This is a genomic window from Phycisphaerales bacterium (assembly GCA_029268515.1).
GTDB lineage: Bacteria > Planctomycetota > Phycisphaerae > Phycisphaerales > SM1A02 > JAQWNP01.
In genome coordinates, this window is sequence record JAQWNP010000016.1 from 267,839 (window position 1) to 285,687 (window position 17,849).

Sequence of the window (17,849 nt, forward strand, 5' to 3'; positions counted from 1 at the left end):
CGATTGATTATCGGAGAAAGCCAAGCTCTGCTAAACAGCATGGCACCCATCTTCTCAATCGAAGAGAAATCTTTGATATCCCGCGTCTTACACACGGCGCCGTTTACGAGGCCGACATCCGTTATGAGGAATCGGCGTGTGATCTTCTACCGCGGTGATGTTAAGCCCGTTGTTCTGCAAAGCACCAATTGCGGATTCACGACCTGAACCAGGCCCCTTCACACGCACTTCGACATCTCGCATACCCATGCGCTTTGCTTTCTGCACAATCCGCTCCGCCGCTCGCGATGCTGCAAAAGGCGTAGCCTTTCGCGCACCTTTGAATCCAACAGTACCTGCTGATTCCCAGCAAAGGGTCTCACCATTGATATCTGTTAGCGTAATAATTGTGTTGTTGAAGGACGCATGGATATGGGCAATACCCTTGCTTATGTTCCTTCGTACTTTTTTCTTCTTAGCCATGTGTTATTACCTCGTCGCTTTATGCAGCACCTTCTCTGAACACACGATCTTGGCTCAGCAGGTACCTCACGAATCTCAAAACCGGCAGTTTAGTGAGCTTTCACGCCCTTCTTACCAGCCACTGTCTTCTTACGTCCCTTACGAGTTCGAGCATTACAACGTGTACGTTGCCCCCGAACAGGCAAACCTCTTCGATGTCGCTCACCACGATACGCTCGAATGTCCCTAAGCCGTTGCACATTTTGTTGTACCTGACGACGAAGTGCACCTTCAACCAGATAGCCGCCGTCAATCACGCTAGAAACTTGAGAGACTTCCTGATCGGTTAACTCTCCAGCCTTCTTTTCAGGATCAACGCCAGCCTCGGCCAGAATGATGTCTGAAAAACGGGGACCAATTCCATAGATATAGCGAAGGGCATAACGCACCTTCTTCTTATCAGGGATATCTACACCGGCAATACGTGGCATGTGAATGCTCCGAAATCCTCACCTCAAAGGTGAGCACGAGTTATCCCTGTCGCTGCTTTAGCCTAGGGTTTTTCTTATTAATCACGAATCGCTTGCCTTTTCGTATGACGATCTGGCAATCTTTCGTTCGTCTTTTGATACTGCTCTTAACCTTCATCGTTTCACTACTCCTAGCCTTGCTCATTCGCAAAGCCCATCATCCTAGTGGCGGTAGGTAATTCTACCCTTGGTCATATCGTAAGGACTCATTTCAACCGTCACTTTGTCTCCAGGAAGAATACGAATATAGAATTTACGCATTTTTCCACTGATATAGGCGAGAATCTCCTGATCATTCTCCAGCTTCACTTTGAACTTCGCATCGGGTAATGCTTCAGTTACTTCAGCTTCCAGTGTGATCTTTTCCTCTTTCGCCATTATGTATTCACTCTAACCCCATCTTAAAATTAGTTACCTATAAAACCTACGGCCTGCGCCCTGCGCGGCTCGGCCTGGCAGCGTCGGATCCACCAAGGAATCCACTATAGTTTCGCATCATGAGATTCGCCTCCACACGCTGGAGAAGGTCAAGGCCAACACTCACGACAATTAACAGGCCAGTTCCACCAAGGAAGCTCGAGACCATAAATGGAACTTCCATCTGTTTATTCACAATCGATGGAATCACTGCAATAACTGCCAGGAATCCCGCGCCTACATATGTAACGCGCTCAACGACAGTCTCAAGGTATTCGGCCGTTCTCGGACCAGGTCTCAGACCTGGTATGAAGCTGCCGTTTTCCTTTAACTGCCTGGCCATATCGTCTGGGGAAAATACCACTGTCGTCCAGAAGTAACTAAAGAAGTAGATCATCCCGATCTCAAAGATGATGTACGGGTACTCCCCCATCTGGAAATTACTATTAAGGAATGTTGTCGTTGCAACCCACCAACCAACTGGATCAGCGGATGCTGCAGCAGAACTACTTAGATATCCAAAAAACGCAGACGGGAAAATCAGAAGACTGCTCGCGAAAATAATTGGCATCACACCAGCATGATTCACCCGCAGTGGCAAATAGTGCCTTTGGCCACCATATGATTTACGCCCTCGTGTATGTCGGGCCTGCTGAATTGGTATACGTCTCTGCGCCAATGTAATTAAAATAGCGCCAGCCACCACGATCACGAAGGCAACTACCAGGAATACTATTCCAAGGACTCCAATGGCACCTTGCTCGGCCTCCGCTTGCGAAGGATTGAAGTTGTCAATTAAGTATTTGATCGCCCAAGGCATTTGGGAAACGATGCCTGCAACAAGGATCAAAGAGACACCATTACCAATGCCATATTTATCGATTTGCTCACCGAGCCACATCAAAAAGAGGCTTCCTGCGGTGAGCGTTGTAATACCGGCAATAAAGAACAGCAGCAGAGATCCACTCTGATCAAATTCTGGCTGGACAAGATTCGAGGCCTGCATAAACTTCAGCCACATGATTGACTGAATAATGCACATACCGACCGTGGCATAGCGAGTCCATTCAGTGATCTTCTGCTGGCCTGAAGCGCCTTCCTTCTTGAGAGCCTGCAAACTTGGAACAACTGTTTGCAATAGCTGGAAGATAATCGCTGCGGTGATATATGGCATGATGCCAAGGCCAAAGATCGTTGACTGGCTGAATGACCCGCCAGAGAAGATAGATGCATAGGACATGAACTGGCCAAAACCAGTTCCTTCTTCCGTCGCATTGGTTGCAAGATCTTCGAGTGCTTGCTGATTGACGCCAACTAACGGAATCCAGAAGCCAATGCGATAGATCACGAGCATCGCAAGCGTAAAGAAAACGCGATTGCGTAGCTCAGGTATCCGAAAAATATTGAAAATTGAACTCAACATAGGTATTTAGACTGGGGCACTCACTCAGCTCTTGGCTGGAGATTCAGCGATTTTCTTTGACTTCTCTTCATTAATCTTCCGAGCAGTCGGAACTGAACGATCACGCTTCCACTTCTTGACTTCTAGAATTGTGACCGTTCCGCCAGCTGCCTCAATTTTAGCTCTTGCAGACTCAGAGCACTTACCAGCTGTCACAGTCAGCTTTTTCTTGAGCTCACCATGACCAAGCACTTTCAGTGGATATGTCGTATCTCGAACCAGGCCCATCCCAATCAGTGTTTGGATATCAACTGTTGCACCATCCTCAAATCGCTCATTGAGAAGCGCCACATTGATAATGTAGAAGTCCTTGCGAAAGTGAAAGTTTGTAAAGCCACGTTTGGGGATACGACGCAGCAAAGACATCTGGCCACCTTCAAAGCCTGGCCTTCTTTTAAAGCCAGCGCGAGATCCGGCGCCCTTATGCCCACGGCCAGACGTTTTTCCAACACCCGACCCATGACCACGACCGAGCCGCTTTCGCGCCTTGTGCTTGGGTACTTTGTTTGTGATCTCATGGATCATCATGATCAGTTTCTCCGAGTCATAAACCGTCATCCCTCACGGGACATCAGTCCTTTGATTCTTCCTTAGCTGGGGCTGATTCTTTAGCAGGCGCTGCAGCAGCAGGTGCCTCAGGAGCAGGCGCTTCAGGAGCAGGCGCGGCAGCAGCAGGTGCTGCAGCAGCAGGTGCTTCAGGAGCAGGTGCGGCTGCACTTGATTGTGGAGCCTGGTTTGATTGCTTTGATGGCCTCTTCCTACCAGATCGATCTCCGCGTCCACCCTTCTTGTCCTTTCCAGGCTTAGGGGTCGCTTTGGGCGTGGGCATATCAACAATCGCTGACTGGCCACGCTCAATGATCTCTTCAACAACACTTTTCCCAAGGTCAACATTCCGAAGTGCTTCCACCTCTTCCTTTGACCGAAGTTGAGCGAGGCCATCAAGAACTGCTTTAACGAGGTTCTTGGGATTATTAGATCCCAGTGATTTAGTAAGGCAATCCTGTAGACCTAGTAATTCAAGCGGTGCACGAACGGCCGCTCCAGCAATGATGCCAGTACCAGGTGATGCTGGTATCAAACGAACCTGACAAGCGCCAAATCTTCCTGTGACCGCATGCGGGATTGTCCGCATCGCCATTGGAAATGGGCGCATACGACGCTTCGCTTCTTTTTGGGCTTTCTCAATCGCTGGGGGGACCTGATTGGCTTTTCCATAGCCTATGCCAATTCGTCCTCTACGATCTCCAACCACAACAAGCGCGGAGAAACTGAAACGCCGGCCACCCTTAACGGTAGCAGCGGTACGGTAAACCCCGACTGTCGTCGACTCTATTGCCGATCCTTCGTCAATGAACTCTGCCATGCTTACGCCTTCGTCCCGTTGAGTGGAGACAGTTTCTCGACTGCCAAACCACTGTTTCCTGTTCTTGTCTTCAAATCACCTAGAATTTCAAACCACCTTCACGAGCTGCATCGGCCAATGCTCTAATACGCCCGTGATATCGATACCCATTACGATCGACTTTGATCTGCTTAACCCCAGCTGTCTGGGCTCGATCAGCCAATCGTTTTCCAACTTCAGACGCTGCTTCGCAGTTCCCGCCTGGGTTGACTTTGCTTCCTTTTTCATTCGTTGATGCACTGGCCAAGGTACGCCCTGATAGATCATCAATAATCTGTGCATAGATATGCTTCGAGCTTCGGAAGATCGTCAAGCGTGGGCGAGAAGGCACTCCGAGGATTCGTTTTCGAAGACCTCGTTTGCGCCGTATGCGCCTTATCAATCGTTGCTGGATTCGGTTCATGTAAAAATCCTCTCTCGACCCTTAAGCACCAAAGACTTTGCCTTGCTTACGAGTAATAACCTCTTCCAAGTACTTAATACCCTTGCCGTTGTACGGCTCTGGGGGACGCTTGGAACGAGCCTCTGCTGCAAATTGTCCGACCGCCTGCTTATCCGCACCTGAAATAGTGATCTTGTTGTCCTTGACCTCAAAAGCCACACCCTTGGGCGGCGTAATATCAACTGGATGACAGAAACCAATATTGAGCTGTAGTACCTGACCTTGAACACGAGCGTTCCAACCAACTCCAATGATCTCCAGCACTTTGCTGTAACCTTCTGTCACACCCACAACCATGTTGGCGATTCGCGATCGAGTGGTACCCCAGAAAGCCTTGACGTTACTCAGGTCTTTGCTCTGATCGCTGATCGCACATGAAAGCTCTCCAGACGCCTCATCCCATTTCACCTCAATACTTCGATGATATGAGTAAGTAAGGTCGCCCTTGGGCCCTGAAACTGCCACTTCATTCTTACTGGCATCATGCCGAACAGTGACACCCTTCGGTACTTTTATGACTTGTTTTCCTACGCGTGACATACTCACGATTCCTTCAAGGCATTACGCGGCTGACTCGGTATGGGCCAACCCGATAACCAAAACTACATAACAATTGCAACGAGCTCACCGCCAACACCTTCTTGACGGCATTGACGGTCACTCAAAACTCCACGACTGGTTGAAACGACAGCAATACCAAGGCCTTGTAGCGGCTTTGGTAATTCGGTCACTTTGTTATAGCGCCTACAGCCCGGCTTTGAAACTCTGCGAATCTCATTAATGATCTGCTCGCCACGTGGGCCATATCGCAGACGCACTCGCAGTACACCTTGCCGTCCATCATCAATAATATCGAAGGCGTCAATATAACCTTCAGACTGGAGTACACCGGCTACTCCACGGTTCAGCTTGCTGTTCAAGCACTTCACAACTTCCGCCTTATTTCGGACGGCATTGCGAATGCGGGTCAGCATATCGGCTGTTAGATCTTGCTGAGACATGAACTTCTCCAGGTCGCCTCTCGTTTACACATGCCAATTGCCCTCTGTCCGACATACGGACAGAATGGGATCACCAACTGGCCTTTCTCATACCAGGAACCATTCCTTGTAAGGCCAATTGACGCAGCACGATTCTGCTGACACCAAACTTACGATAGTAGCCTCGTGCTCGCCCCGTAATTGCACATCGATTTCGATGTCGGGTAGAGAACTTTGGCGTCTTGTTCATCTTGGCAAACTTAGCTTTGCTCGCCATATTTCAAACTCCTTCAATAGAGGGCTTAGTGCCCAATACTTATGCCATTTCTGCTTCAGATCGAACGAACGGCATACCAAGTTCAGCAAGAACAAACTTGCTGACCTCCGGTTTGGATCGTTCGAAGATCATGTTGATATTCATTCCATGCTGAAAGGTGATATTGGCCACATTAATCTCTGGCCAAACTGCCTGCTCCGTGAGACCCATGCCGTAATTTCCAGCTTGGTCAAAGGAGTTGTCTTTTACACCTCTAAAGTCCTTGATACGTGGAATCGCCAGATTGACCAGTCGATCAAAGAAGTTCCACATTTGACGCCGGCGAACGGTCACCATAAATGCTGATGGCGAACCTTCTCGAACTTTGAAGTTTGAAACCGACTTCTTCGCTCGAATGAGAATTGGCCTCTGACCTGTGATTGTGGTCAGTGTATTCACAACAGTGTCATGAATGTCCTGCTTGAGTTTCTGGTTCTCCAGATAACGACCAATACCACAGGAGATAATAATCCGTTCTAGCCGAGGCAGTTGATGCACATTAGCGATATTGAACTCCGACATCACCTTTGGTGCTACCGTCGTTTCATAAAGCTCTTGCAGTCGTGGCTTTGACTTTGTTTTATCAGCAACCATTGCTCTATCCCTGTCTCGCCAGCCTTACCACAAAGGTTGCTGGCAAATGTAGTTCCTACTTACTGCTTGACCTTCGGGCCCCGCAGTGTGTGCAGCTTCTTTCCATTTCTCACCGCGACACGAACTTTTGAACCATCCTTCTCTGTTTCAAAGCGAACCCGAGAAGGCTTACCGTCGGCCGCTGGGCTGACGTTGCTCTGATCTATAGGCATTTCCTTCCGAAGCAATCCACCCTGAGGGTTGGCTTGCGTTGGCTTGATGTGCTTTGTGCGCATGTTGACGCCCTGAACAAGCACTTTGCCACGACTCGGAAATACACGAAGTACTTCTCCAGTTACACCACGATCATTACCTGATGTAACAATTACTGAATCACCTCTACAAATATGTCGCGGCATATCAGAGCACCTCCGCGGCTAATGACACAATCTTCATATAGTTTTTCTCACGCAGCTCGCGAGCCACAGCCCCGAAGATCCGGGTACCCACTGGATTGCCTTCTGGAGACAATAAGACGCAGGCGTTTGAGTCAAATCTGACGTAAGAACCATCCTTACGTCTGGTTGGATACTTCGTTCGAACAATGACGGCACGGACCTTATCGCCCGTCTTAATCTGACTGTTCGGAAGCGATTTTTTCACTGAGCAAACAATCCGGTCACCAACACCTACTGAACGACGAGAATGTCGCCCACGAGCTGTTGAACCACCGAGAACACCAATGACGCTCACTACGCGTGCACCGCTGTTATCTGCAACTTCAAGTCTGGATTCCTTCTGAATCATCTTCGTCTACCTTTGCGCCATACCAAATGGCTGATAATCACTTCATGAACTGCGATTAGGCGATGTCAGCCGCAAGCTTGGTCGCATGAACTTCACCCGTTGACTCAATAACACGCACCAATACCCATGACTTCGTCTTGGAAATCGGCCGACACTCAGCTATCTCAACACGATCACCGTTGTGAGACTCGTTGTTTTCATCGTGCACGTTGATCACAGTTCTCTTTTTCATGTACTTCCCGTACTTCGGGTGTTTTGACTGAAATGAGATCACCACTTTTCGTGACTTATCTCGAGCATCAGACGTAACCACACCAATTCGTCGGGGCGCACTCTCTGAGATCTTAATTTCGTTCGAATGACTCACAGCAATTTGCCTCTCTTACCTTCAAAGACTCTTTCGACTATCAGACTGAATCTGACGCATTCGTTTCTCGGTCAATAGTCTTGCAATATCTTTTTTTGTATGACCATACTGAGAAGTATCTTGAATCTTCTCTGTGACCTCCTGGGTAGTCAGGTCAAAGAGTTGGCGGCGCAAACGCACCACTTCGATTCCAATCTCCTCATCACTCAGCTTATGTACTTCTTTAGCTTTCATTTATCTTTACCTTTAGACTCATGAAGTCGTGTATACGGGCAAACCATTTACACGCTCAGGCGTCTCCCAACAAAACGGCAACGAACAGGCATTTTGTGAGCAATACGTGCGAAGGCTTGCTTAGCAATCCCTTCCGAAACGCCTGCAATTTCGTAAAGCATCGTTCCACGCTTCACTCTTGCAGCCCAAAAATCTGTATCTGCCTTACCTTTGCCCATTCGTGTTTCAAGTGGCTTCTTCGAAATTGGCTTATCTGGAAACACGCGAATATAGACCTTGCCTTGGCGACGAAGGAAGTGCTGTGCAGCAATACGGCCGGCTTCGATCTGCCGAGCGGTTACCCAATGTGGCTCAAGGGCCTGCAACCCATAATCACCATATGCCACGTAGTTACCGCGCAATGCATTGTGCTGAAGTTTCCCTCGCTGCTGCTTACGGAACTTAATTCTCTTTGGCATTCGTGGCATTGACTGAACTCCTTACCCATACCGCTCATTCGGCTAGGGAATACCTAACAATGTTCCTCTTAGTGGCGACCTCTAGCTCGACCGCGAGCACCCGCGGCTGTTGAGGCTTCCTCATCTTCTTCTTCATACATTCCCTTGTAGATCCAAACTTTGATTCCGATCGTGCCATAAGTTGTATGGCTCGGTACTGATGCATAATCAACATTTGCTTGCAAGGTTGATAAAGGAATCGAACCAAGGCGGACTTGGAACTTACGCGACATTTCTGCTCCACCAAGCCGGCCCGAAACCATGATTCGAACACCCTTCGCACCGTTTTGAATGGCAGCCTCACAACGCTGTTTCAAGAGGCGGCGGAAGTTTGCTCGTTTCTTCATCTGCTCAGCAACCGCTTCGCCAACAAGACAAGCATCTGTGTCTGGATTCCTGATTTCAACAATTTTGACTTGCACCTTACGACCAGTAAGGAGCTGTAAGTCTGTACTCAACTTGTCAATCTCAGTGCCCTTGGGGCCAATGACGAGGCCAGGCCGAGCAGTACGAACAATAACTGTCAGCTCTTCACGCGTGCGCTCAATTTGAATATCAGAAACCGCAGCGAAAGGTGGCGTCCTATTAAGTCGCTTATCCACGTACTGACGAATCTTGTAATCTTCCACTAATAGCTCAGGGAAGATCGCCTTCGGGGCGTACCAACGAGACTTGTGCCCCTCAGTAATACCGACGCGAAATCCAAATGGATGAACCTTCTGTCCCATAGTCAGTTCTTCTCCTCAAGAGCAATATGAAGATGACTGGTCCTCTTCAAGATGCGATGCGCTCGCCCACGATCCTTGGGCTGCCATCGCTTCATTGTTGGGCCTTCATCAACGCGTGATTCGCTGATAAAAAGGCGAGGCAGATCAGCATCTTTTTCCTCGGCGTTTGCAATCGCGCTTTTCAATACAGCCCTAAAGTAATAGGCAGCGCGACGCTTGTTGTATTCCAATTCAGTAATGGCGACATCGATCGCTTTGCCGCGAAGTGAGTCTGCGACAAGTCTCGCCTTTCGAGGCGCGATTCGAGCAAATCGATGTGATGCTTTGTATTCCATATGAGTGCTGCTCCAGAAAGCTCATCGCCTGATATCAGGACCTCTTGATGCCTTCCTTCTTATTCGTATGCCCTCTAAAAAGGCGAGTGGGGCTAAATTCGCCGAGCTTGTGTCCAACCATATCCTCAGTCACGAACACTTCGATAAAAGAACGCCCGTTGTGTACTTGAAAAGTAAAACCAACAAACTCAGGGACGATGGTGCAAGCTCGCGCCCAGGTTCGGATAGGCCTTCGGCTTCCTGGGCCTGCTTCACTTTGCATCATGACCTTCTTGAAGACCTTTTCGTTAACAAAAGGGCCCTTCTTTAGAGATCGACTCATGTTCGCTCGTCCTTCCTGCTCAAGCCGTTACTCGCTTGATCAAATCCATAACTGCAGTTGCTAACCCGTTAGACCTTCAACTGCCCGTAACGCTTACTCTTCCGACGTCGCAGAATGCGAGCGTCGGTCCACTGACCTCGTTTCCTCGTTCGTCCACCTTTTGCCTTCGTACCCGAAGTACTCGCTGGCTCACGTCCGCCTTTAGAACGACCTTCTCCACCACCGAGGGGATGGGAATGGTGAGACTTGGCAATACCACGCACCTTGGGTCTTCGACCACGCCAGCGATTGCGGCCAGCCTTACCCAATTTAATATTCTGATGATCACTATTGCCTATGACACCAATCGTCGCTCGACACTCGATAGAAACCTGACGAATCTCTCCAGAAGGCAACACCAATGTGGCCCAACGACCTTCTTTATTGGTGAGGCGAGCTCCACTTCCAGCCGACCGACACAAAGCGCCCTTTTTGCCCGGCTCGAATTCAATATTGTGAACAGTCAAGCCAGTAGGAATGTGCTTAAGCGGCATGCAATTGCCCGGCTTTGGTTCTACTGGCTCCACAGAACTAAGTAGAACCATGCCATCAGTAACACCCTTAGGAGCAAGAATGTATCGCTTGGTACCGTCCTCATATTCCAACAAAGCAATATGACAGGTGCGGTTTGGGTCATATTCAATACCAATGACCTTCGCCGTCATATCGTCTTTAGCTCGACCAAAGTCAATTGATCGATAACGTCGTTTATGGCCACCACCACGACCACGAACTGTGATCTTGCCCTGACTGTTACGCCCACCAGTTTTCTTGATGGGGCGCAGCAGAGACTTTTCAGGTCGCTTCTTTGTCACCTCAGCATGGAGGTTTACGGAAGCATTCCGTCGTCCTGGCGTCGTTGGTTTATAGACTCGAATCGGCATCTCAAATCCCTTGGTGTTCACAGCCTCAGCAGCAGGCTTTTCTAGAACAATTCAATCCTGTCTTCTGGGTGAATCTTGACGGTGGCACGCTTCTTATTGCCAGCCTTCCAAAATCCAGTTTTATTACGTCGTAACTCACCCTTGCGAACTTGTGTTGCCACTGACATCACACGAACGCCGTAGAGCTCTTCAATAGCCCGCTTAATTGCTGGCTTCTTGGCCCTCATATCTACCTCAAACACATAGCGATTAAATTCGCTTGTCGCATAGGTCGACTTTTCGGTCACCAGAGGTTTTCGAATGATGGTCGTGGCTTCCATTGTTATGCGGCCTCCCGATCATCACTCTTGGTGACTGCTCGCTGCTTAGGATCACTGTTGACGAAGCCTTCCAGCGTCTCTTTAGCAACAACTAAATATCGATGATTGAGCAACTCAAATGCGTTGAGCTGCTCAATTCGAATGGTTGTCACATTGGGAAGATTACGTGCAGACAGTGCAGCATTTTGATTTTCTGTACTCAAGGCAACTAAGCAAGTTCGATCAACACCAGCGGCTTCCAGAATTGCTTTCAGATTGCTCGTGTGTGGCTTTTCCATCTCAAGCGATGAAATGCATTTGACCTCCTGGTCAACTAACTTCGCAAGCAATGCATTTCGATTGGCGAGTTGTCGCATTTTTCGAGGCATACGCTTTCGATAGGCCTTCTTTTCCTTGGTCTTTGCGAAAGCCACTCCGCCACCTCGACGAATCACCGTGCGAGCACTACCAACCCGGGCGTTACCAGTGCCCTTCTGTCGATAAAGCTTTCGTGTGGAGCCTTCGACCATACCGCGGCTTTTGGTGCGAGCTGAGCCCTGCCGCCGGTTGGCATGGAACATCACATAGGCCTGCTTAAGCAGAGCGGGGCGCACCTCGTTTCCGAGACGCGCCTCGTCGATGGACAAGGAGCCTGTCTCCTTACCCTCACTATCTAATACGGGAAGTTCAATCATCCGTCTACACCTGATGGCCTATGCCATTTGATTCGCCTCATCCTCCCTGTTCGTCGTGCCACCCTTTGGTCTGACTTACAGGGCAGGATTATGACTCGGCAATTTTGCTCTTACTGTTGTGACCATACGGTTCCGAGCCACAACGAAGTGAACACGGCCTCTATGGTCGCTGGATCTACGAACCAGCTTTCGCCAAACGCGTCTTTCTCCGATTGAGTCGTACGGCCTGCCGTACAAACACAAGACCGCTATTAGGGCCAGGCACCGTGCCTTTGACCACTAGTAAATTGTTTGCTGCATCAACGGCAACCACATCCATGCTACGAGCAGATACACGCTCGTTACCCATGCGTCCCGACATGCGTTTGCCACGCTTGATCTTCGGACCGGTACCAAGGTTGGTTGCATGCCCATTGATTGAACCAGGGGAACGGTGGCGGCGCTTCACACCGTGAGATGCTTCAAGGCCGCTGAAGTTATGACGCTTCATGCTTCCCTGAAAACCCTTGCCCTTACCGTATCCAATGACATCAACGTATGGAACACCCTCAAAGACTGAGGCATCTAATGTCTTGCCAAACTCAAATTCATCAAGCTCTGAAGGCTCTAAACGAATCTCTCGATGTTCAGCTTTGGGCGTCGTTTCTGCTTTTGCATCATGACCGATCATTGGCTGCGTGCTGCGATGAGCGCGGCGTTCTTCGAAGCCAATCTGCACAGCAGCATAACCATCTGTTTCAGGTGACTTGACCTGCGTAATCACACAAGGCCCAACCTGGAGTACTGTGACGAGGATATTTTCCCCATCTTCCAGGAAGTAACGCGTCATCCCAATTTTTCTTCCTAGTAATGCTGCAGGCATTGCTCGCCCATTCTCTCATTCAAATAAAAAAGGGTGTCACTTTCGCAGTGCACCCTTGTCTCGTATCAAGCCTTAATCTTTACAAACACACCCGCTGGAACCACCAGTCTATTGAGTGCCTCAACCGTACGGGCATTGGGCTCCGTAATATCAATAATTCGTTTGTGCGTTCGAATTTCAAACTGCTCTCGTGACTTCTTGTCAATAAAGGTACTACGGTTGACCGTATATACCTCACGACGTGTTGGCAGTGGTACTGGACCAGCAACACGAGCACCAGTGCGCTTTGCGTGATCAACGATCTCGCGCGCAGAAGCATCTAATGCCTGATGGTCATAAGCTTCCATCCTGATTCGAATCTTCGTAGCGCTCATCGATAGTCTCTACCTGTGAAACCAACACCACCGAAAAACAGTGGTCACCAGAACTCAAACCAGCGGCACATCCGCTGATCTATTTCCCCACCCAATGAAACCCAACCATTTGTAAACCGCAACTTATTTAGTGTCTTGTTACAACACGAAACATGCAATGGATTCACAATCATCAAACCAGGTACTGCACGTCCCATTGAAGGAATACAGGCCTGACAAGATGCCGCCGGTCAAATTGCTCAATCTGCCCTGAGGGGATCAAGACCGGCGATGATAGGCCTCTTCCAGCCCCTGTCAACTCCATTGAGATCAGTTTGAGATGTTGGCAGGACGTTAGTAACTTACTTTGGGGCAAGTGGGCCCTACTGACTTGAAGCCTGGGGGGGCATCAAACCATTATGGAGGTTACAGTCCTTGTATGGTGAAGACCTACCCCATTCCGCCAACATCAGCGCTCATACTCGCCCTCCTCGTGCCGGTAATGGTGATTTCAGCCCATCTGATGGGCCGCCAAGATGCCCCAGCAAACTCACAAACCACTGCAAATAAACAACTTGAATCTGTTCCCATAGATATCCCGCTGCTTGGATTCTCAATTCAGCTGCCTAAAGGCACTCAGGTTGAACGCCAACAGAGCCCAGCAGGCCTGACCTACCAGTTCTTGGCCAGCTCTATTCCAGCTCCAACGAGCCAAAATCCCAATGCATCGATGAGGCCATGGTCCCTCAGAGCCCAGGTCGTTCAAAGCAGCAACATTGAGACAACCGGGCCTCAGTTAATTAGTGAGATCATTGCAGCCCACCGGCAAGCTGGGGCGAATTTGACCAATCTGGCGACCATTCCGTTCACTGTCGATCGAGGCGAGCGAGCCACGCTGGACTATTTTGAACAGCAATTGCCGGAAGGCCCACGTGTGATCTGGGGCTACACAGCGATTCCGATACACGAGAACCACTTTCTGCTCCTGACACTTCTTCTTTCACCAGAAACTTATCAACCCTACCGCTCACTATTAGAAAGTAGCCTCAACACCATCACGCGCACGAGTAAGGCGGCCTCTTCACTTGGACTCAGAGCCTGCATCACTCGAGGTGATGCGTTCTTAGCTTCACTGACACCAGAAAGGCTAAAGAAGCTTGCTGGACTGCGCCAGTGGGTTCGCATTTACCGACCTGCCACAACTTCCAATGGTGCGGATCAAGAGATTGGTTACGCACTACTCAAAATAGAAATAGGCAGCAAAGAATCTGTCCAGACTGGTGATAAACACAACAACCAGGAGGAGGGCCTTCTGGTCACCGTCCAGGCGCGCGTCATCGTTGATGCAGATCGGGATATCTACAGAGACTCAATTGGACTGTACTGGATGGCCTGGAACCAATCGGAAGAAATCTGGTCTGTTCGCGGCACACAGCGACAAGGCGCTGCAGAGCTCTCAGAAGCAGAGTCGGGCCTGCGCTTACCGCCCACAGCTGGGAAACCTCGCCCAGAACTCATTGTCATACGCCAGGGGCGTGAGTCGAACACCAGAACCCCATCACAATGGACTGTCCCCGATGTCTATCTGTCACAGCCACTGGGCTGGCTATTGGGAAGACTGCTGCCAACAACGGCAGAAGCAGAAGGTGAATACTGCTTTTATTTCTACGATTACACGAGCACGACCCCCACACTCAGTCGCCGAATTGATCACTGGGCTCCTTCCAATAATCGATCTGGCCAGTGGATTCTCACAACCCGACTGAACCCAACGGCAACACCGAACACTGCACGCTATAGCGATCAGGGCATTCTCATTGAACAGCGAACTGCAGATGGCGTGGTCACCGTTCCAGTCACATCCGCAGAACTTGACAGAATCTGGAACGACAAGAAATTACGCCGCTAATGTCATACAACCAAAAACAAAAATACTTCGTGTTGCTCGCGAGCCTGATCACCTTTATTGGCTTGTGCTCATGCCAGCAAAAACCAGCGAATCTGGCATTACTTAATGCCAGCCCTGTCACCCCAGCAACAAGGCCTTTACTCGCGCCAGCTTATGGGCTCCTTCAACCAGGCACGACACGTTACGTCAACCTTGAAAAACCTCAAGCCGAACCTCTGACAATCACTATTGCGCCCGACGATCGTTTTGGTGGCTCCGTATCGCGCACCCTCAATGACCAACGCATTGAATATCTTGGGATCTCAAAGCGCGGCAACACTGTGATGCATGCCAGCACCGACATTAAGCGTGGCACAACTACGATTTTCCCGACACCGCTGATTCTGGCAAGTGCCTCTCAGCCACCCTTACAACCGGCGCACCAAGAAGTGCCTGCCCAGCTAGTAGATAGTGAGTCGATTAAGAAGGTTGAAGCTCATGGCATTGGTCGACGAACCGCAGTTTACGAAGGAAGCTGTGTCATAGAGACCAATCAGGGACCAATCACAACGCAACAGATTCGCACCATGTTTCGAGCTGATCTATCAATTGCACAAGCGAGATATACGGGACTCATTTTTGTTGCCAACCAACCTCAGCCTGGAATCGTAGCGATGGTCCTCACCGAAGAGCTGCGTGTCTTTGGAATCCCCATGCGATCTGAGAGTGGAACCTACCTCAGAGAGGACCTTGTCGTCCGCCCCACCACAGCCCCCTCTTCACCTAATGCAGATTCAACACGAGCAACTAATGAGTCCAATGCTTCGTCTGGATAAAAGATAAAGGGCCAGTCTCGTGCTGCCGGCAGGTCAGTTTCTAATCGAGATGCCAAAGCGTCACGACTAAGTCTCTCTGTTGCTTGAAGTCTGCTTGCATAGATCTGCCGTTGATCCGCCAAGAAGTCATGTAGTTCAATGTACTTCTGCTGCCGCTGCGTCGATTTCCAGGGCGACTCTTGAATCATGTCGAGAAAGTTCTTTTTATGTTTACTAGGACCTTGATCCTGTAAGTCGAGCCGCTGAGGATCGTGCCACAGACGATGCCCGAGCGAGATTAATCGATCTAAACCACGATTACTCTTATCCCTAAAGACACTCAGACCTGGCAAAGTCAAGGTGCAACTAATAGCGACAGCCCCAGCCGGGCGAATCCCCAACCATTGATTCATCCACTGCTCCATGACTTTGTCATAGATAGCACCGGATTGGCCATGAATAAATAGATCCGCCAGGGCGATTCGGCTAATCGCTGTGATCACTAACGCTCTGGGAAGCAACGCATCGAGCTCAGGTATGGATTCTCCTGTGATTGGAATCTTCACTGCAATACGTTGTCCAGATTGATCACGCTTCCACAATGGCAGCTCAATTTGAGACGCGTCAACTTTCAGTAGCCGCATCTTGCTATCGGGCCATGCTTGTACAGCCTTGTTATAGGCTTCTACACACGACCGAGGATTCTCATACATCAGCGCCACCAAGCGACGACCAATTGGCGTGTTCAATAAATTTGAGGCACGTACAACCTGCACAGGCTTAACCCATGGCGATCGGAGTTTGGATGTCATCATGGCAAGTTGCCCAGCTGCATCAGTTGCATCTAGATGATTACCCAGTAACTCATGCATCAACTGAAGACCGTTTGCAACACCTTCGGTTGCAAGACAATCTGCCGTGTCCAGGGGCTTTGGTTGCTGTGCCGATTGCCAGCACAGTGGAACCGTCGAATCGAGTGATAGCAGCGGTAAATAATGTCGTATCAAACCATCGCCAACAACATCATCACCCTCCACAACTTTCGGAATCGGTACCACCCCAGCAGGTCCCACATGATGATCAATGACGAGTTCCACACCTACAGCTTGTTTAGCACGCATTTGCTCCGCAAGCGCAATGTATTTCACCAGAATACCTGGATGATGCATTGTTGGCTGATGACCTGTCATCACAATAGGCTGAGCAAGAGGAACGCCAACTGCTTCTTTGGTTGCGTCACCCCACCAAGAGATAGGCTTGCCATCTAAGTCCCCATGGGCTTTATCTGGCGTGCGCCATTTTGGACCGTTCGATGGTCCATCAAACCACAGACCTTGGTCCCAACCTTCACTCACGACGATGAAACAACGGCGTCCATTTTCGGACACGGCGCCTTACCTCGCCGAGCAAGTTGTTCTGTCACGGCACTGCGGTAGTGAGCAAGCCGAATGCTAAAGTCATCAAGCTCTCCACCAAAGGTACGATTTTCGTCTGGATATAAAAGCTTTACTGGAATCTCTCTGATACGAAGTTTAGCTTCGGCAACTTCCACCCAAAACTGCATTGGAATGTCATAACCATCACGGTCGAGCTCCAGCTTCTGACAGGCCGCTACTCGGTAAGCCTTGAAACCACAAAATGCATCAGTAATTCTTAGACCCAAGCAGCGATTGAGCTCATGGGTCATCAGCTGGTTAATACGCCGACGGTCGGCGGGAGGCGCATCATTCTCAGGCCGCGATTCCAGATACCGACTGCCGGATACCACATCTGAATCATCTTCCGCAATTGCCTCTAGAAAGACCGGTATTGATGCTGGCTCATGTTGCTCATCACAGTCAATCGTAATGAGCCACTCAAATGAATGTTGCGCGGCCCAAGAAAGCATATGACGAATTGCCCATCCATAGCCACGGTTTTCTGGACTGCGTATCACATGGACTGGCTGGCCCACTAACGCCTGGCTTGTACCGTCGGTTGATCCATCATCAACAACCAACACATCCGCACAAGAGGCATGAGCAACACGCCCCACTTCTTCAATGACCCTACTGACCGTTTCTTCTTCGTTGTATACAGGAATGCCAATCAGCACCCTACCATTCGCTGGCATTTTATTTTCCTTTGAAGGCTCTACAGAACTCAATCAAAACCCCAG

The 17,849-nt window shown here is 49.7% G+C and carries 27 protein-coding genes and 2 pseudogenes; 2 read left to right on the forward strand and 27 right to left on the reverse strand.

The features are described 5' to 3' along the window. Positions 1 to 87: 87 nt before the first annotated feature. The 25 genes and pseudogenes from rpsK to rpsJ form a co-directional block, all read right to left on the reverse strand. On the reverse strand, positions 88 to 462 hold the full coding sequence (gene rpsK / locus P8J86_11345) for a 30S ribosomal protein S11 (GenBank protein ID MDG2055289.1): 375 nt from the start codon (positions 460 to 462) through the stop codon (positions 88 to 90). Between the two features lie 89 nt (positions 463 to 551). After that, positions 552 to 932, reverse strand: coding sequence for a 30S ribosomal protein S13 (gene rpsM / locus P8J86_11350; protein MDG2055290.1), 381 nt, complete (start codon positions 930 to 932; stop codon positions 552 to 554). Between the two features lie 40 nt (positions 933 to 972). After that, on the reverse strand, positions 973 to 1,089 hold the full coding sequence (gene rpmJ, locus P8J86_11355) for a 50S ribosomal protein L36 (protein ID MDG2055291.1): 117 nt from the start codon (positions 1,087 to 1,089) through the stop codon (positions 973 to 975). 44 nt (positions 1,090 to 1,133) lie between these two features. Beyond that, positions 1,134 to 1,349, reverse strand: coding sequence for a translation initiation factor IF-1 (gene infA / locus P8J86_11360; GenBank protein MDG2055292.1), 216 nt, complete (start codon positions 1,347 to 1,349; stop codon positions 1,134 to 1,136). Between the two features lie 46 nt (positions 1,350 to 1,395). Then, positions 1,396 to 2,811 carry a preprotein translocase subunit SecY gene (secY, locus tag P8J86_11365; GenBank protein MDG2055293.1) on the reverse strand — a complete coding sequence of 472 codons (1,416 nt, stop codon included), beginning with the start codon at positions 2,809 to 2,811 and terminating at the stop codon, positions 1,396 to 1,398. A gap of 123 nt (positions 2,812 to 2,934) precedes the next feature. Further along, a pseudogene (gene rplO / locus P8J86_11370) lies at positions 2,935 to 3,378 on the reverse strand (50S ribosomal protein L15). A gap of 322 nt (positions 3,379 to 3,700) precedes the next feature. Then, positions 3,701 to 4,216, reverse strand: a pseudogene (gene rpsE / locus P8J86_11375) (30S ribosomal protein S5). 79 nt (positions 4,217 to 4,295) lie between these two features. Further along, positions 4,296 to 4,658, reverse strand: a complete 363-nt coding sequence (gene rplR, locus P8J86_11380; protein ID MDG2055294.1) for a 50S ribosomal protein L18 — start codon at positions 4,656 to 4,658, stop codon at positions 4,296 to 4,298. A gap of 21 nt (positions 4,659 to 4,679) precedes the next feature. Beyond that, positions 4,680 to 5,237 carry a 50S ribosomal protein L6 gene (gene rplF, locus P8J86_11385; protein MDG2055295.1) on the reverse strand — a complete coding sequence of 186 codons (558 nt, stop codon included), beginning with the start codon at positions 5,235 to 5,237 and terminating at the stop codon, positions 4,680 to 4,682. Between the two features lie 62 nt (positions 5,238 to 5,299). Further along, positions 5,300 to 5,698 (reverse strand): 30S ribosomal protein S8, encoded by a 399-nt coding sequence (gene rpsH, locus P8J86_11390; protein ID MDG2055296.1) that lies wholly within the window; start codon positions 5,696 to 5,698, stop codon positions 5,300 to 5,302. Positions 5,699 to 5,768: 70 nt separating this feature from the next. Further along, positions 5,769 to 5,954, reverse strand: coding sequence for a type Z 30S ribosomal protein S14 (locus tag P8J86_11395; protein MDG2055297.1), 186 nt, complete (start codon positions 5,952 to 5,954; stop codon positions 5,769 to 5,771). A 39-nt stretch (positions 5,955 to 5,993) separates the two neighbouring features. Continuing rightward, positions 5,994 to 6,587: a 50S ribosomal protein L5 gene (gene rplE, locus P8J86_11400; protein MDG2055298.1), complete on the reverse strand. Its 594-nt coding sequence runs from the start codon at positions 6,585 to 6,587 to the stop codon at positions 5,994 to 5,996. A gap of 59 nt (positions 6,588 to 6,646) precedes the next feature. Next, a complete protein-coding gene (gene rplX, locus P8J86_11405) occupies positions 6,647 to 6,985 on the reverse strand; it encodes a 50S ribosomal protein L24 (protein ID MDG2055299.1) in 339 nt (112 codons plus the stop codon). A 1-nt stretch (position 6,986) separates the two neighbouring features. Further along, positions 6,987 to 7,373 (reverse strand): 50S ribosomal protein L14, encoded by a 387-nt coding sequence (gene rplN, locus P8J86_11410; GenBank protein ID MDG2055300.1) that lies wholly within the window; start codon positions 7,371 to 7,373, stop codon positions 6,987 to 6,989. Positions 7,374 to 7,428: 55 nt separating this feature from the next. Then, positions 7,429 to 7,686, reverse strand: a complete 258-nt coding sequence (gene rpsQ / locus P8J86_11415) for a 30S ribosomal protein S17 (protein ID MDG2055301.1) — start codon at positions 7,684 to 7,686, stop codon at positions 7,429 to 7,431. A 75-nt stretch (positions 7,687 to 7,761) separates the two neighbouring features. Beyond that, positions 7,762 to 7,974, reverse strand: coding sequence for a 50S ribosomal protein L29 (gene rpmC, locus P8J86_11420; GenBank protein MDG2055302.1), 213 nt, complete (start codon positions 7,972 to 7,974; stop codon positions 7,762 to 7,764). Between the two features lie 47 nt (positions 7,975 to 8,021). Further along, positions 8,022 to 8,432: a 50S ribosomal protein L16 gene (gene rplP, locus P8J86_11425; protein MDG2055303.1), complete on the reverse strand. Its 411-nt coding sequence runs from the start codon at positions 8,430 to 8,432 to the stop codon at positions 8,022 to 8,024. Positions 8,433 to 8,500: 68 nt separating this feature from the next. Further along, positions 8,501 to 9,199 (reverse strand): 30S ribosomal protein S3, encoded by a 699-nt coding sequence (gene rpsC, locus P8J86_11430; GenBank protein MDG2055304.1) that lies wholly within the window; start codon positions 9,197 to 9,199, stop codon positions 8,501 to 8,503. A 2-nt stretch (positions 9,200 to 9,201) separates the two neighbouring features. Then, complete coding sequence (rplV, locus tag P8J86_11435; protein ID MDG2055305.1) at positions 9,202 to 9,534, reverse strand: 50S ribosomal protein L22; 333 nt, start codon at positions 9,532 to 9,534, stop codon at positions 9,202 to 9,204. 34 nt (positions 9,535 to 9,568) lie between these two features. Next, positions 9,569 to 9,856, reverse strand: coding sequence for a 30S ribosomal protein S19 (gene rpsS / locus P8J86_11440; GenBank protein ID MDG2055306.1), 288 nt, complete (start codon positions 9,854 to 9,856; stop codon positions 9,569 to 9,571). A 68-nt stretch (positions 9,857 to 9,924) separates the two neighbouring features. Continuing rightward, complete coding sequence (rplB, locus tag P8J86_11445) at positions 9,925 to 10,779, reverse strand: 50S ribosomal protein L2 (protein ID MDG2055307.1); 855 nt, start codon at positions 10,777 to 10,779, stop codon at positions 9,925 to 9,927. Positions 10,780 to 10,820: 41 nt separating this feature from the next. Then, entirely contained in the window at positions 10,821 to 11,099 is a 279-nt protein-coding gene (gene rplW, locus P8J86_11450; protein MDG2055308.1) for a 50S ribosomal protein L23, read from the reverse strand. A gap of 2 nt (positions 11,100 to 11,101) precedes the next feature. Beyond that, entirely contained in the window at positions 11,102 to 11,773 is a 672-nt protein-coding gene (gene rplD / locus P8J86_11455) for a 50S ribosomal protein L4 (protein ID MDG2055309.1), read from the reverse strand. Positions 11,774 to 11,948: 175 nt separating this feature from the next. Then, positions 11,949 to 12,635 carry a 50S ribosomal protein L3 gene (rplC, locus tag P8J86_11460; protein MDG2055310.1) on the reverse strand — a complete coding sequence of 229 codons (687 nt, stop codon included), beginning with the start codon at positions 12,633 to 12,635 and terminating at the stop codon, positions 11,949 to 11,951. Positions 12,636 to 12,700: 65 nt separating this feature from the next. Beyond that, on the reverse strand, positions 12,701 to 13,009 hold the full coding sequence (rpsJ, locus tag P8J86_11465) for a 30S ribosomal protein S10 (GenBank protein MDG2055311.1): 309 nt from the start codon (positions 13,007 to 13,009) through the stop codon (positions 12,701 to 12,703). Positions 13,010 to 13,427: 418 nt separating this feature from the next. Here rpsJ and P8J86_11470 point away from each other — a divergent pair, with 418 nt between their 5' ends. Both P8J86_11470 and P8J86_11475 read left to right on the forward strand, forming a co-directional pair. Beyond that, complete coding sequence (locus P8J86_11470) at positions 13,428 to 14,897, forward strand: hypothetical protein (GenBank protein ID MDG2055312.1); 1,470 nt, start codon at positions 13,428 to 13,430, stop codon at positions 14,895 to 14,897. Next, positions 14,897 to 15,712 (forward strand): hypothetical protein, encoded by an 816-nt coding sequence (locus P8J86_11475; protein MDG2055313.1) that lies wholly within the window; start codon positions 14,897 to 14,899, stop codon positions 15,710 to 15,712. The genes P8J86_11470 and P8J86_11475 overlap by 1 nt, the downstream gene beginning before the upstream one ends. Here the strand turns inward: P8J86_11475 and P8J86_11480 are convergent. Both P8J86_11480 and P8J86_11485 read right to left on the reverse strand, forming a co-directional pair. Continuing rightward, positions 15,610 to 17,079, reverse strand: coding sequence for a hypothetical protein (locus P8J86_11480; protein MDG2055314.1), 1,470 nt, complete (start codon positions 17,077 to 17,079; stop codon positions 15,610 to 15,612). The genes P8J86_11475 and P8J86_11480 overlap by 103 nt on opposite strands. Further along, a complete protein-coding gene (locus P8J86_11485; protein ID MDG2055315.1) occupies positions 17,043 to 17,804 on the reverse strand; it encodes a glycosyltransferase family 2 protein in 762 nt (253 codons plus the stop codon). Before P8J86_11485 ends, P8J86_11480 begins: the two co-directional genes overlap by 37 nt. Between the last annotated feature and the right edge of the window lie 45 nt (positions 17,805 to 17,849).

Coding starts and splice junctions, on each gene's coding strand:
- rpsK (MDG2055289.1), bottom strand. CDS start 462: ATGGCTAAGAAGAAAAAAGTACGAAGGAACATAAGCAAGGGTATTGCC.
- rpsM (MDG2055290.1), bottom strand. CDS start 932: ATGCCACGTATTGCCGGTGTAGATATCCCTGATAAGAAGAAGGTGCGT.
- rpmJ (MDG2055291.1), bottom strand. CDS start 1,089: ATGAAGGTTAAGAGCAGTATCAAAAGACGAACGAAAGATTGCCAGATC.
- infA (MDG2055292.1), bottom strand. CDS start 1,349: ATGGCGAAAGAGGAAAAGATCACACTGGAAGCTGAAGTAACTGAAGCA.
- secY (MDG2055293.1), bottom strand. CDS start 2,811: ATGTTGAGTTCAATTTTCAATATTTTTCGGATACCTGAGCTACGCAAT.
- rplR (MDG2055294.1), bottom strand. CDS start 4,658: ATGAACCGAATCCAGCAACGATTGATAAGGCGCATACGGCGCAAACGA.
- rplF (MDG2055295.1), bottom strand. CDS start 5,237: ATGTCACGCGTAGGAAAACAAGTCATAAAAGTACCGAAGGGTGTCACT.
- rpsH (MDG2055296.1), bottom strand. CDS start 5,698: ATGTCTCAGCAAGATCTAACAGCCGATATGCTGACCCGCATTCGCAAT.
- P8J86_11395 (MDG2055297.1), bottom strand. CDS start 5,954: ATGGCGAGCAAAGCTAAGTTTGCCAAGATGAACAAGACGCCAAAGTTC.
- rplE (MDG2055298.1), bottom strand. CDS start 6,587: ATGGTTGCTGATAAAACAAAGTCAAAGCCACGACTGCAAGAGCTTTAT.
- rplX (MDG2055299.1), bottom strand. CDS start 6,985: ATGCCGCGACATATTTGTAGAGGTGATTCAGTAATTGTTACATCAGGT.
- rplN (MDG2055300.1), bottom strand. CDS start 7,373: ATGATTCAGAAGGAATCCAGACTTGAAGTTGCAGATAACAGCGGTGCA.
- rpmC (MDG2055302.1), bottom strand. CDS start 7,974: ATGAAAGCTAAAGAAGTACATAAGCTGAGTGATGAGGAGATTGGAATC.
- rplP (MDG2055303.1), bottom strand. CDS start 8,432: ATGCCAAAGAGAATTAAGTTCCGTAAGCAGCAGCGAGGGAAACTTCAG.
- rpsC (MDG2055304.1), bottom strand. CDS start 9,199: ATGGGACAGAAGGTTCATCCATTTGGATTTCGCGTCGGTATTACTGAG.
- rplV (MDG2055305.1), bottom strand. CDS start 9,534: ATGGAATACAAAGCATCACATCGATTTGCTCGAATCGCGCCTCGAAAG.
- rpsS (MDG2055306.1), bottom strand. CDS start 9,856: ATGAGTCGATCTCTAAAGAAGGGCCCTTTTGTTAACGAAAAGGTCTTC.
- rplB (MDG2055307.1), bottom strand. CDS start 10,779: ATGCCGATTCGAGTCTATAAACCAACGACGCCAGGACGACGGAATGCT.
- rplW (MDG2055308.1), bottom strand. CDS start 11,099: ATGGAAGCCACGACCATCATTCGAAAACCTCTGGTGACCGAAAAGTCG.
- rplD (MDG2055309.1), bottom strand. CDS start 11,773: ATGATTGAACTTCCCGTATTAGATAGTGAGGGTAAGGAGACAGGCTCC.
- rplC (MDG2055310.1), bottom strand. CDS start 12,635: ATGCCTGCAGCATTACTAGGAAGAAAAATTGGGATGACGCGTTACTTC.
- rpsJ (MDG2055311.1), bottom strand. CDS start 13,009: ATGAGCGCTACGAAGATTCGAATCAGGATGGAAGCTTATGACCATCAG.
- P8J86_11470 (MDG2055312.1), top strand. CDS start 13,428: ATGGTGAAGACCTACCCCATTCCGCCAACATCAGCGCTCATACTCGCC.
- P8J86_11475 (MDG2055313.1), top strand. CDS start 14,897: ATGTCATACAACCAAAAACAAAAATACTTCGTGTTGCTCGCGAGCCTG.
- P8J86_11485 (MDG2055315.1), bottom strand. CDS start 17,804: ATGCCAGCGAATGGTAGGGTGCTGATTGGCATTCCTGTATACAACGAA.